Here is a 14,028-nt window from a genome sequence, read left to right as displayed (position 1 = left end):
ACTTATCTCTTTCAAATCACATTTAAATATGAGTAGAAAATATATTCACATTGATTATATTTCCCCTGCATTTTATAACCAACCTAAATTCTCTCAAAAATTAGGGGATACAGTCCAACAACCGCAAAGGAAATGTAAGTAATTAGAGACAACATCATTTACATAATTTCTGGAGCCGTCTCGAGAAAAATGACAAAAAACGCCTTAATTTGCCTTAAAAAGCGCTTCCTTGACATATTTTCCACATTTTCTCCATTTTTTAGCTTATCCTCACTGTCTAAACTAATAGCATGTGATTAAACCGATACTTCAGTCGGACATAATCGAGCAATACCCTGACCTTGCGTTTGAGAGAATGTCGAAGAAATGAATCAAAATAATAAACGCCGTACCCTCCTTTTCCGTGCAATATTGGCCGCTATTGCCATTGCTGCCGCTATATTTTTTTGGTACCAACTCAAAGTCCCTCAACAATCCAGCCTATCTGATCAATCCTCTGGTTTAGGACATCCCCCTTTACCCCCAGTTCAGGTTGCTACGGTAGAAGAGCAGGCCGTCCCTCGCTTTCTTTCCGGGCTTGGCACCATTCACGCCGCGAATACCGCTACGGTGACTAGCCGAGTTGAAGGTCAACTTATCGCTTTGCACTTTCAGGAGGGTCAACAAATTAAGCAAGGGGATTTACTGGCAGAAATTGATCCACGTCCTTTTCAGGTTCAGCTAGCACAAGCCAAAGGCCAACTGGCTAAAGATGAAGCAATCTTGGCAAATGCCCGCCAGGATCTCAATCGCTACCAGAAATTGGCAAATACTCACCTGATTTCCCAACAAGAAATGGATAATCAACGTGCGCTTGTCCGCCAGCACGAAGCCAGTCTAAAAGTTGATCAAGCGGCTATTGATAGTGCAAAACTTCAACTCACTTACAGCCGAATTACGGCTCCAATTTCTGGTAAAGTGGGCTTGAAACAGATTGATATAGGGAATTTTATCTCCAGCGGCAACAACTCTCCTATTGTGGTTATTACCCAAACCGATCCGGTAGATGTACTATTTTCACTCCCTGAAAACGATATCAGTGCTGTTTTGCAAGCTCAGAAAACCAATCATGACGTCGTCGTTAGTGCCTGGGATCGCAATAACCAGCAACAACTTGCCGAAGGAAAACTGTTGAGCATTGATAATCAAATTGATGCCGCTACCGGCACAATTAAGCTGAAAGCCCGTTTTTCCAATCAAGATAGCACCTTATTCCCAAATCAGTTCGTCAATGTCCATATTAAAGTCGATACACTGGAAAACGCAGTGGTGATCCCAAATGCTGCTCTGCAAATGGGTAATGAAGGGAATTTTGTCTGGATGTTAAGCAAAGAGAATAAAGTCAGCAAACATCTGGTCACGATCAAATTGCAGGATACAAAACGCGTTGTTATCAGTACCGGCTTGGCAGCAGGCGATAAAGTGGTCACTGATGGTATCGATCGCCTGACAGATGGCGCTAAGGTGGATATTGTCACACCAATGGTCAATAAGCCTCAACTACAAAAACACGATAAAACGGAGAATTCCTGATGCAGGTAAGCTCCCCAATCCCAGGAGGCGGGCCATCACGCCTGTTCATCTTGCGACCTGTCGCCACCACGCTATTTATGGCAGCAATCTTGCTGGCAGGTATTATCGGCTATCGCATGCTGCCTGTGTCTGCATTACCGGAAGTAGACTATCCCACCATTCAGGTTGTCACACTCTATCCCGGCGCAAGCCCCGATGTAATGACTTCGGCAGTCACCGCCCCACTGGAACGCCAACTCGGACAAATGTCTGGTCTTAAACAGATGGCATCCCAAAGCTCTGGCGGGGCTTCCGTTATCACATTGCAATTCCAACTGACTTTGCCGTTAGATGTCGCCGAACAGGAAGTGCAGGCGGCCATTAATGCAGCCAGTAATTTACTGCCAAATGACCTTCCTTATCCTCCCATTTACAGCAAAGTCAACCCCGCAGATCCGCCTATTTTAATGCTGGCCGTCACCTCCGATGCAATGCCAATGACACAGATTCAAGATATGGTGGAAACCCGTATTGCACAGAAAATTTCACAGGTCAACGGTGTAGGGCTGGTGACACTCGCCGGCGGTCAGCGACCCGCCGTCAGAGTGAAGTTAAACGCTCAAGCGGTCGCTGCACAGGGACTGGATAGCGAAATGATCCGTACCGCTATCAACAATGCTAACGTTAACTCCGCCAAAGGCAGCCTTGATGGTCCGACTCGCTCCGTCACGCTTTCGGCCAACGATCAAATGAAGTCAGTAAATGATTACCGCAAATTGATCATTGCCTATAAAAATGGCTCACCGGTACGGTTACAAGATGTCGCAACCATTGAGCAAGGAGCTGAAAACACCAAACTAGGCGCATGGTCAAATAACAAACAAGCGATTGTGATTAATATCCAGCGCCAGCCCGGCGCCAATGTGATTGAAACCACAGATAATATTCGTCAGATGTTGCCGGAGCTCATCAGCAGCTTGCCAAAATCTGTTGATATGAAAATCCTGACTGACCGCACGACAACCATTCGTGCTTCTGTGAAAGATGTTCAGTTTGAGCTGTTACTGGCAATTGCATTGGTTGTTATGGTGATTTACCTGTTTTTACGCAACGGCATTGCAACACTCATCCCCAGTATCGCTGTTCCACTTTCACTGACTGGTACATTCGCAGTGATGTATTTCTGCGGCTTCTCCGTCAATAACCTGACGCTAATGGCGCTCACCATTGCCACCGGTTTTGTCGTGGATGATGCCATTGTGGTCATTGAAAATATCTCCCGTTATATAGAACAAGGCGAGAAACCGATGACCGCAGCATTGAAAGGCGCAGGTGAAATCGGTTTTACCATTATTTCCCTGACTTTCTCTTTGATTGCGGTGCTAATCCCATTGCTTTTTATGGGCGATATCGTTGGCCGCCTGTTTCGTGAGTTTGCGATTACCCTAGCCGTAGCAATTCTGATTTCAGCCATTGTCTCACTGACATTAACCCCCATGATGTGCGCTCGAATACTGAAACCAGAATCACAGATAAAACACAATCGTTTTGAACAAGCCAGTGAACGCTTTTTTGAACAAATGATTGCCAGTTATGCCGTATGGCTAAAAAGAGCGCTGAATCACCCGTGGATCACATTTAGCATCGCCCTAAGCACATTGGCGCTAACGACTCTGCTCTATCTGATGATTCCAAAAGGATTTTTTCCATCACAGGATAATGGGCTGATTCAGGGAACACTGGAAGCGCCGCAATCCATTTCTTTCTCTGCAATGGTGGATAAACAACAGCAAGTTTCATCCCTATTACTGCAAGACCCGGCAGTAGAAAATATCACCACCTTTGTCGGTGTTGACGGCAGTAACCCAACCTTGAATAACGGGCGATTGCAAATCACGCTGAAACCACTGAATCAGCGTGATGACAGAATCGTTGACATTATTCCGCGTTTGCAGGAAAAAGTTGCCGCTATACCCGGCATAAAACTCTATCTGCAACCCATACAGGATTTGACGATTGATACTCAAGTTACCCGTACCCAATACCAATTCACTTTGCAGGCAACTTCTCTGGATGAACTGAGTATCTGGGTGCCAAAATTGCTGGCAGAATTAAAGCAGAGAGCAGAACTAATTGATATCAGTAGTGACTGGCAAGACCAGGGGCCAATTGCCTACGTTAAGGTAGACCGAGACACAGCCAGCCGATTAGGCATCTCAATGGCCGCTATAGATAACGCACTCTACAACGCATTCGGCCAGCGGCTAATTTCAACCATTTATACACAGGCTAATCAGTATCGAATTATCTTGGAGCATGATGTGACATCAACTCCAGGGCTGGCAGCATTTGATAACATCCGTCTTAACGGAACTGACGGTCATGTCATACCTCTCAGAACTATTGCGACTATTGAACAAAGATTTGGCCCGTTGGCAATCAATCATCTCGCTCAATTTCCCTCAGCAACATTTTCTTTCAACGTTACTGAGGATGCTTCTCTCGAACAGGCGGTCAATGCTGTTCGTGATGCAGCACAATTGATCAAAATGCCCAAAGATATTTCCACCCAATTCCAGGGAACAACGCTGGCATTTGAAAGCGCGCTGGGCAATACATTATGGCTAATCGCGGCTGCCATCATCGCTATGTATATCGTGCTAGGCATACTGTATGAAAGCTTCATCCACCCGGTGACAATCCTCTCCACATTGCCGACAGCGGGAGTGGGCGCGCTACTGGCGCTGATGATGGCAGGTCACGAACTGGATGTCATTGCGATCATTGGCATTATCCTGTTGATAGGTATTGTGAAGAAAAATGCCATCATGATGATCGATTTCGCGCTGGCAGCGGAACGTGAGCAGGGGTTATCGCCTTACGAAGCCATTTATCAAGCGTGTTTATTGCGTTTCCGTCCAATCTTGATGACCACAATGGCAGCGTTGCTTGGGGCGCTCCCCTTGATGCTCAGCACCGGTGTAGGCGCTGAATTACGTCGTCCTCTGGGTATCTGTATGGTCGGTGGATTGATTATGAGCCAGATCCTGACGTTGTTTACCACACCAGTGATCTATTTACTGTTTGACCGATTGGCACACTATCGCCGCAATCGTCGGTTCTCAATTTCAGACACTTCATCTATTGATCATCAGGAGCCGCGGTGAAATTCTTTGCCTTATTTATCCAACGTCCTGTTGCCACCACGCTATTGAGTTTAGCCATAACCCTATGCGGGGTATTGGGATTTACCTTGTTGCCGGTTTCTCCTTTACCACAAGTGGATTTTCCAGTGATCTCCGTTTACGCTTCATTACCGGGAGCCTCGCCGGAGACAATGGCCTCATCGGTCGCGACTCCCCTGGAGCACGCCTTAGGCCGAATTGCCGGAGTCAATGAAATGACCTCCAGTAGCTCCCTTGGCAATACCGATATCACACTTGAATTTGATCTCAACCGTGATATTAACAGTGCAGCGCGGGATGTACAGGCAGCACTGAATGCCGCTCAAAGTCTGCTACCTTCCGGTATGCCTAGCAGGCCGCATTATTACAAAGTCAACCCGTCTGACGCCCCGATTATGATCCTCACATTGACTTCTGATACCTATAATCAGGGGCAGCTTTATGATTTTGCCTCTACTCAACTGGCGCAGAAAATTGCCCAAGTTGAAGGCGTCAGTGAAGTTTCTGTTGGCGGAAGTTCATTACCCGCAGTCAGAGTCGAATTAAATCCTGGCGCCCTGTTTCATCAGGGAGTTTCACTAGATGCGGTACGCAAAGCTATCAGCAATGCCAATGTTCGCCGCCCACAAGGATATGTGGACTCCGATCAGCAACACTGGCAAGTTCAAACTAATGATGAGTTAAAAACAGCCGAAAGCTATCGACCGATCATCGTTCACTATAACAACGGTTCACCGGTACGATTGCAAGATGTAGCAAATGTAAAAGATTCTGTTCAGAATGTCAGGGCTGCCGGCATGTCTGGCGGTGAACCGGCTATTTTGTTGATCATTCGCCGTGAAGCGGGCGCGAATATTATCGCCACAGTAAACCGTATCCGTGAACAATTGCCTGCATTACGTGAATCTATTCCTGCCAGTATTCAACTTAAAATGACTCAAGATCGCACACCAACTATTCGTGCTTCATTAGTAGAAGTAGAACGTGCATTAGTGATTGCTATCGGGCTAGTCATTCTGGTGGTGTTCCTATTTTTACGTTCTGGTCGCGCAACATTAATCCCTGCCATCGCTGTACCGGTTTCACTCATTGGCACCTTTACCGCTATGTATCTGTGCGGTTTCAGTTTGAACAATCTTTCTTTAATGGCGCTGACGGTTGCCACAGGATTTGTGGTAGATGATGCGATTGTGGTGCTGGAGAATATTTCCCGCCACCTTGAAGCAGGTATCAAACCCATGCAAGCGGCGCTGCGAGGTGTCCGGGAAGTGGGTTTCACGGTCCTCTCGATGAGCATTTCGCTGGTAGCAGTCTTTATCCCGCTTCTGTTCATGGATGGATTGGTTGGTCGGCTGTTCCGTGAATTCGCCATTACCTTAACCACATCAATCGGTATCTCATTATTGGTTTCTCTGACGCTAACGCCAATGATGTGCGCCCAATTACTAAAATCTCAGCTTCCCAAAGCACAAAAGAAAATACGCGGATTCGGTAAAGTTTTACTGAAAATTCAGCAAATGTACGGACGCTCCCTGATGTGGGTTCTTAATCATAGCCGCTGGGTATTGTTAATTTTAGCCGGTATCATTGCCCTAAATGTTTGGCTCTATATTAATATCCCCAAAACTTTCTTCCCGGAACAAGATACCGGTCGGTTGTTAGGGTTTGTTCGGGCGGATCAAAGTATCTCTTTCCAATCTATGCGTGAAAAAATGAAAAATTTCATGCAGGTAATCAATGCAGATCCTACGGTAGATAGCGTTATTGGTTTTACCGGTGGTGGCAGGGTAAATAATGGCTTTATGTTTATCTCTCTGAAACCATTGAAAGAACGTTCAGAAAGCGCTGAACAGGTTATTTCACGCCTGAGAATTAAACTTGCCAATGAACCGGGAGCAAATCTGTTTCTCATTCCGGTACAGGATATTAGGGCTGGCAGTCGCCAAGCTAATGCTAGCTATCAATTTACATTGCTGGCAGATGATCTGAACGATCTTCGCAAATGGGAGCCTGTTATCCGTAAGGCGTTAGGGCAATTGCCCCAACTGACCGACGTGAATTCGGATAAAGAGGATAAAGGGGCTGAAATGGCAATAATCTATGACCGCGATACCATGTCTCGTCTGGGCATTAATGTCAGTGAAGCCAATAGTCTGCTGAATAATGCTTTTGGTCAGCGACAAATATCCACCATCTATCAACCACTTAATCAGTACAAGGTTGTGATGGAAGTTGCACCAGAATATACGCAAGATGTCAGCGCACTGGAAAAAATGTTTGTGATTAACAATCAAGGAAAAACCATTCCGCTCTCCTATTTTGCTCACTGGCAACCGGCTAATGCGCCATTAAGCGTGAATCATCAGGGGCTTTCTGCCGCTTCAACCATTGCTTTCAATATATCGGCAGGTTATACCCTCTCTGATGCTATCAATGCGATTGAAAGAACCATGACCGAACTGAGCGTACCCTCAACGGTTCGCGGCACTTTTGCTGGTACCGCCCAGATTTTCCAAGAAACCCAGAAATCACAATTATTCTTAATTCTGGCCGCCATTATTACCGTCTATCTGGTGCTAGGGATACTGTATGAAAGTTATATCCACCCATTAACTATTCTCTCTACCCTGCCTTCTGCCGGCATTGGCGCCCTACTGGCATTGGAACTGTTTGACACACCATTCAGCCTGATAGCATTAATAGGCATCATGTTATTGATTGGTATCGTGAAAAAGAACGCCATTATTATGGTGGATTTTGCTATTGAAGCTCAGCGTAACGGTAATATCTGTGCCCGTGATGCGATATTCCAAGCCAGCCTGTTACGTTTCCGTCCGATTCTGATGACGACACTAGCCGCCTTATTTGGCGCTCTGCCACTGGTTTTGAGCAATGGCGACGGAGCAGAATTACGCCAACCTTTAGGAATAACTATTGTGGGGGGTTTGGTTATGAGCCAGCTTTTGACGCTATATACCACACCCGTTATCTATCTCTATTTTGATCGATTAAGAGCCTATCCCAATAGGCGTAATTGTTGCAGGCCGTTCTTATCAATGAACAGTGAACACGGACAGCGCGGAAAACCGGAACGTACACGTAGTACGTGAGGATGACTCGTTTCGCTCGCCCTATGGGTCGCACTAAAGTGCGCTCAAAAGCTAACGCTTTTGTCTGAGCACTGCCCAGGTTCGCTCTTTATGGCAAAAAAGGGCAAATAAAATAGCCCTATTGGAATAGGCAGTAAGGGAAAAGTGGCAACAACGGCGTACTACCAAGCAAATTATGGAGCCATCATGAAACTCGGCATCAGTGGTAAACTATTCATGGCCATCTTCGCCACTTGTATGCTGGTACTCATCACCATGCACTGGGGCGTAAGAAGCAGCTTCCAACATGGTTTTATTGGTTATATAAAACAAAATATCCAGTTACGTACCGCCATGTTAGCCGAAGCACTGGCTGAACAATATCAACAATATGGTAGCTGGAAATTCTTAAAGAGGAATGACCGGGTAATTTTTCAAATCATTCGCTCCATTGAACAAACCAGTGAAAGCCGCCAGGGTCCACCACCTCGCGGTTGGCGAACTCAATTTTGGGTGGTGGACAGTGATATGAAATTGCTAGTCGGTCATGAAAACAAAATCCCGACAGAGACCTATCGCAAACCTATTCTCTATCACCATCAAGTTGTTGGTTGGGTCATTGTCAGCACATCAGATAAAATTACCCGTCAAGCTGATATCAGTTTTGATCGCCAGCAGCAACTGACAAGCTGGATAATTGCCGGTTTATCTACCTTACTGGCGATCATCGCCACGCTATTATTATCCCGCGGTATGTTAAAACCCGTTAAACGTTTGGTTGAAGGGACGCATAAACTGGCAGCAGGCGATTTCAGCGCCCGAGTCACACCATCAAGTAAAGATGAAATTGGTCAGCTTGCCCACAATTTTAACCAACTTGCCAGTACCCTAGAAAAAAACGAGCAGATGCGTCGCGATTATATGGCAGATATTTCTCATGAACTACGCACCCCCCTTGCTATATTGCGCGGTGAATTGGAAGCGTTACAGGATGGTGTTCACAAACCCACGCCAGAAACGCTCAATTCGTTATTAGCTGAAATTACCACATTGACCAAACTGGTTGATGATCTACACCAACTCTCTTTATCCGATCGCGGGGCGCTGGCATACCGGAAAGAATTTATCAATATCAGTGAATTAATTCAGGCTGCTATCGCATCTTATCGTGGACGTTTCCTCGATAAGCAAATCCAAATAGATGTTAAACTTCCTGAAACTATTATGGTATTTGCTGACCCAAACAGATTGACTCAGCTATTTCATAATTTACTGGAAAATAGTCTTCGCTATACCGCCGATAATGGAAAATTAATCATTAAAGATTGCTCTAACGATAACTATTTCATTCTGAATTGGGAGGACAGCAAGCCCGGCTTGTCACCAGAGCAATGCCAACGGGTTTTTGAACGATTCTACCGCAGTGAATCCTCACGAAACCGTGCCAGTGGCGGATCAGGGCTGGGATTAGCTATTTGCTATAACATTGTTGAAGCACATAGCGGCGCCATCCATGCCGCCCCCTCACCTTTAGGCGGCCTGAGAATTATCGTAGAATTGCCGCTAACTAAATCCCTCGACGGCGAAACGTTATGAATACAGAATTTGAACATTATACTGTTTTGATTGTTGAAGATGAGCCAAAACTTGGTCAGTTGCTGGTTGATTACCTGCGGGCGGCTAATTACGAAACCCAGTGGCTACTGCGGGGTGATGAAGCTGTCTCCCATGTACAGCAACACAATCCAGATATTATTTTGCTGGATCTGATGCTTCCAGGCTGCGATGGCATATCTATCTGTCGGGAAATTCGCCGCTTCTCTGATGTGCCGATTATTATGGTCACCGCCAAAACGGAAGAAATTGACCGTTTACTTGGATTGGAAATCGGAGCAGACGATTATATTTGTAAACCTTATAGTCCACGTGAAATTGTCGCACGAGTTAAAACGATTCTTCGTCGCTGTTACCGACCACAAGATATTGTCAAGCAAAGCGATCTGCAAATCGACGAGGCCTGTTTCCAAGCACGTTACCGCGATAAAATATTGGATTTGACCCCGGTTGAATTCCGGTTATTAAAAACGATGGCAAGTCGTCCAGGGCAAGTATTTTCCCGCGATAAATTATTGAATAACCTGTATGACGATCACCGGATCGTGACAGACCGTACTATTGATAGCCACATTAAAAATTTACGTCGTAAACTGGAACAATTGGACAACAGTAAAACATTCATTCGTTCTATTTACGGACTCGGTTACCGATGGGAAGCAGATATATGCCGTTTGTTATAACTGTCACACTTTAACTGAATTAAATTTCTCTCAACCTTTCACCGGTCAGAAATTCAGCTATATTAAAAATACTTACCTTTAATTGGAGGAATTTCTTATGGCTGTAGGTCATTATGATCTGAGAAGAACAAAAAACAAGCAGTATTACTTCAATTTAAAAACATCGAACGGTGAAGTTATCCTTACCAGTGAAATGTACACCACCAAGGCAGCAGCGAATAAAGGAATTCGTTCTGTCCAGGCAAATTCACCGGCAGAAAAAAACTTCGAAATCAGAGAAAACAAATCTGGCAAGTCCTATTTCGTGCTGAAAGCGAGAAACTATCAAGTCATCGGCATCAGCGAATCTCACGATAATGAAGTCGCGGCCAAAAAAGGCATTCAATCTGCGATTAAACATGGTTCTAGCGCCAATGTCCGAGATCTGACAAAGTCAGAATGATACTTTTTCATCATAAACCGCACCTTATCAGTTGAAAGTTATCGTCAATTGATAAGGCGCTCTTCATCGATCACGTTTTTCGTTGATCACGTTCTTTGCTGATCACGTTCTTTGCTGATCAATAGAACCGAACGTTTCATGCTAATAAATTTGTATCCCCAACAAATTAAGCGTTAGAATCCCCCGTCTTATCCTTACTTTTTATAGTGAAAACCAGTCTCAATTCAAATCGAGAATTTTTTAACCATGTTTACTCCAGAATTACTTTCCCCTGCCGGTTCACTGAAAAATATGCGCTATGCTTTTGCTTATGGCGCAGATGCCGTATATGCGGGTCAACCACGTTACAGCCTGCGTGTTCGCAATAATGAATTTAATCACGAAAATCTGGCGCTCGGTATTAAAGAAGCGCATGAGCTTGGTAAACGCTTTTACGTTGTGGTCAATATTGCTCCTCACAATGCCAAACTGAAAACTTTTATCCGTGATCTAAAACCTGTCATTGATATGGGACCAGATGCTCTCATCATGTCCGATCCCGGACTGATCATGATGGTTCGTGAAGCTTTTCCTGAAATGGAGATTCATCTTTCCGTTCAAGCTAACGCAGTTAACTGGGCAACAGTAAAATTCTGGCGACAAATGGGGCTGACACGCGTCATTCTTTCCCGCGAGCTTTCTCTGGATGAAATTAACGAGATTCGCCAGCAGGTTCCCGATATGGAACTGGAAATTTTCGTACATGGCGCATTGTGTATGGCCTATTCGGGTCGTTGCCTGTTGTCTGGCTATATTAATAAACGAGATCCTAACCAAGGAACCTGTACTAATGCCTGCCGTTGGGAATATCACGTCCAAGAAGGTAAAGAGGATGATATCGGTAATATTGTGCATATGCATGAACCTATACCGACAAAAAATATCGAGCCAACATTGGGAAAAGGCACACCAACAGATAAAGTATTTACGTTCGAAGAAGCAAAACGTCCAGGTGAATATATGTCAGCTTTCGAAGATGAACATGGTACTTACATCATGAATTCTAAAGATTTACGTGCAGTTGAGCATGTTGAGCGATTAACTAAAATGGGCGTTCACTCTTTGAAAATCGAAGGACGAACAAAATCCTTCTATTACTGCGCTCGCACAGCACAAGTTTACCGCCGAGCCATTGATGATGCCGTTGCAGGGAAACCTTTTGATCCAACTCTGCTAACAACGTTAGAAGGACTCGCCCATCGCGGCTATACCGAAGGATTTTTACGCCGTCATACCCATGATGCCTATCAGACTTATGAATACGGCTATTCGATATCCGATACACAACAATTTGTTGGTGAATTTACAGGTGAACGAGTCAACGAATTAGCTGAAGTTACTGTCAAGAATAAATTTATGATCGGAGACCGTCTCGAATTAATGACGCCATCAGGCAATATCCAGTTTACTCTGGAAGCAATGCAGGATAAAAAAGGCCAACCAATGGAAGTTGCGCCTGGGGATGGTTATATTGTCTATTTACCAATCCCTAAACAAATCGATATTAATTATGCCTTATTAATACGTAATCTAAATGGTATTAATTCTCAATATGCTCAAACGAACCAAGACTCAGACAAATAATCATCAATATCCCCTCTTTATGATGATATATTTCTTTTTTTAGAAACAGATCACATCAATACTATTTTATTTACCGTAGTATTGTTGGTGAAAAATAAAAAATTAAAAAAGTTTTACAGTAAGACTAGGAACCACCTCCTTGGCCGGCTCAATCTCCCTTGAGCTGGCCTTTTCTTTTTCCCTCCGAGAAATAAAATCAATAAGTTACAGAATTCATTTACATGATTAATTAAATAGAGAAATTTAACTATTAAACCAATGAATATTTATATTAATGTGTTTATTATACCTACATATTAATAAGAGAATATTTCTACTTATTGAAATATCACACTATCTAAAGAAATGTAATTAAAATTTTCCACTGTTCAATAATTCAAGAAATCCATCATATTTAGACCAAATATTATACAATTTGATAGAATTAATCAGGTGAAAATTATGAAAACAGATAATTACAATTTACTTATTGTTAAAACTATTAGTTCAACATTTAGCTGACTATATCGACCTAGCAACCCAAAATGGATTTTGTTTTATATATCCACAATATAAATAAGGATAAAGTAGCCAAATCGCCCCAAAGCTGATAAACAACAGCGCAGTACATGTTGCTCTCTCATAAAAATGAAATGTAATCCCACAATAGGGGCTGTTCAGTAAACCAAAAGACAATAGAAACGCATTTTTAACCGGATCAGCATGAAAAATATCATCTAACAATAACATCAGGAAAAATCAGCTTGGCAAGTAACAGCGACAGACATTCAATCTTCATCTATCACGCTCTCAACCTGTATCAATAGATCCAATAACTTTATAAAACATCGTTTGTAAACAAGTTACTAAAGAAGAAATGTAATAAGAAATTACTCTTGGCAAATGGAAGAAACCGAAATGTCACTATTGGCAATAAAAACATGAGAAATTTTCCATCTGTGACAAAATCAAATTATATTGATGTATCTTTCAATAAGTTAATTAGTTGACAAATAAAAAACAAAACTAAAATTTTAGCCTAATTATTATTATAAATTATTATCACTTTTACGAAAGAATAAATAACCATATTGACTGTTGCTCACAGGATTATGTAGATTTAAAAACATTGACGTTAGAAACGGTTATTTATCATATATAATATTGCAACATAGTTATAATTAAATTGACAAAATAAAAAATTATTTATATGAATAATTAAAACCAATGAGATTTATATCAATAGCGATAGGTAAATATAAACATATAACCTTATAAAACTCATTTAGATAATAGAGAAACATATTATATCTTTGTAATAAATTCATATAATAAAATGTTCAGTTTAGCGATAGAAAAATAAAAATATAAAAACTGATTTCAGTGACGGGTTAATTAAATTAGGAAAGAAATTAAACAATTCAAAATTAATCAATGAGTTATTTATTGCAATTGATAAATTCATATTAGTTTTTGCTCTAAAATCATCCAACAATCTTATCAATTATCTCCAACAACATTGGAAAATTACAAATCAATAAAGAACAATAACGAAAAAATTCATTCTTTCAAAAATAAAAAGACGCTAACATAGATAAAAATTTACGACAATAAATTTATTTCCATTTTTTTTGATATTTATAAAGAGAAATAGTTAAATTTATAATATATAATCTGTATAGATAAAAAAATCTCAAACAAACAAAATATAAATTTCTTTTTTAGAATTTTACAGAAATAATAATGTATATCTAATCTATGATGAAAATATTTCATTGTTGAATAATAAGGGCCAAAAAAAATATTAACAAAATCAATAAAGACGATGAGTTTAACTATATTTAAATTTATGAAAACCAAAT

General features: G+C 42.2%; 7 protein-coding genes. All 7 read left to right on the top strand.

What is annotated here, in order from left to right:
* Positions 1-366 precede the first annotated feature (366 nt).
* The 7 genes from OO184_RS14255 to trhP all read left to right on the top strand — a co-directional run bounded on the left by OO184_RS14255 (position 367) and on the right by trhP (position 12,187).
* A complete protein-coding gene (locus tag OO184_RS14255) occupies positions 367-1,572 on the top strand; it encodes an MdtA/MuxA family multidrug efflux RND transporter periplasmic adaptor subunit (RefSeq protein WP_265379757.1) in 1,206 nt (401 codons plus the stop codon).
* Positions 1,572-4,718, top strand: coding sequence for an MdtB/MuxB family multidrug efflux RND transporter permease subunit (locus OO184_RS14250; RefSeq protein WP_265379756.1), 3,147 nt, complete (start codon positions 1,572-1,574; stop codon positions 4,716-4,718). Before OO184_RS14255 ends, OO184_RS14250 begins: the two co-directional genes overlap by 1 nt.
* The gene (gene mdtC / locus OO184_RS14245) at positions 4,715-7,846 is read left to right on the top strand and encodes a multidrug efflux RND transporter permease subunit MdtC (RefSeq protein ID WP_265379755.1); all 3,132 of its coding nucleotides are present in this window, start codon (positions 4,715-4,717) and stop codon (positions 7,844-7,846) included. Before OO184_RS14250 ends, mdtC begins: the two co-directional genes overlap by 4 nt.
* Before the next feature lie 186 nt (positions 7,847-8,032).
* Complete coding sequence (gene baeS / locus OO184_RS14240; RefSeq protein ID WP_265379754.1) at positions 8,033-9,421, top strand: envelope stress sensor histidine kinase BaeS; 1,389 nt, start codon at positions 8,033-8,035, stop codon at positions 9,419-9,421.
* On the top strand, positions 9,418-10,122 hold the full coding sequence (gene baeR, locus OO184_RS14235; RefSeq protein WP_265379753.1) for an envelope stress response regulator BaeR: 705 nt from the start codon (positions 9,418-9,420) through the stop codon (positions 10,120-10,122). The genes baeS and baeR overlap by 4 nt, the downstream gene beginning before the upstream one ends.
* Before the next feature lie 97 nt (positions 10,123-10,219).
* A complete protein-coding gene (locus OO184_RS14230) occupies positions 10,220-10,564 on the top strand; it encodes a YegP family protein (RefSeq protein ID WP_265379752.1) in 345 nt (114 codons plus the stop codon).
* 246 nt (positions 10,565-10,810) lie between these two features.
* Positions 10,811-12,187: a prephenate-dependent tRNA uridine(34) hydroxylase TrhP gene (gene trhP / locus OO184_RS14225; protein WP_265379751.1), complete on the top strand. Its 1,377-nt coding sequence runs from the start codon at positions 10,811-10,813 to the stop codon at positions 12,185-12,187.
* Positions 12,188-14,028: the final 1,841 nt, after the last annotated feature.

The organism is Photorhabdus aballayi (assembly GCF_026153155.1).
In the GTDB taxonomy this organism is placed as follows: Bacteria; Pseudomonadota; Gammaproteobacteria; order Enterobacterales; family Enterobacteriaceae; genus Photorhabdus; species Photorhabdus luminescens.
The sequence above is the reverse complement of the archived record's forward strand: the minus strand, read 5'-3'. Positions and strand labels throughout refer to the sequence as shown.

Bases quoted from the DNA above. Each gene is read 5' to 3' on its own strand.
- OO184_RS14255 (WP_265379757.1), top strand. From the start codon at position 367: ATGAATCAAAATAATAAACGCCGTACCCTCCTTTTCCGTGCAATATTG.
- OO184_RS14250 (WP_265379756.1), top strand. From the start codon at position 1,572: ATGCAGGTAAGCTCCCCAATCCCAGGAGGCGGGCCATCACGCCTGTTC.
- baeS (WP_265379754.1), top strand. From the start codon at position 8,033: ATGAAACTCGGCATCAGTGGTAAACTATTCATGGCCATCTTCGCCACT.
- baeR (WP_265379753.1), top strand. From the start codon at position 9,418: ATGAATACAGAATTTGAACATTATACTGTTTTGATTGTTGAAGATGAG.
- OO184_RS14230 (WP_265379752.1), top strand. From the start codon at position 10,220: ATGGCTGTAGGTCATTATGATCTGAGAAGAACAAAAAACAAGCAGTAT.
- trhP (WP_265379751.1), top strand. From the start codon at position 10,811: ATGTTTACTCCAGAATTACTTTCCCCTGCCGGTTCACTGAAAAATATG.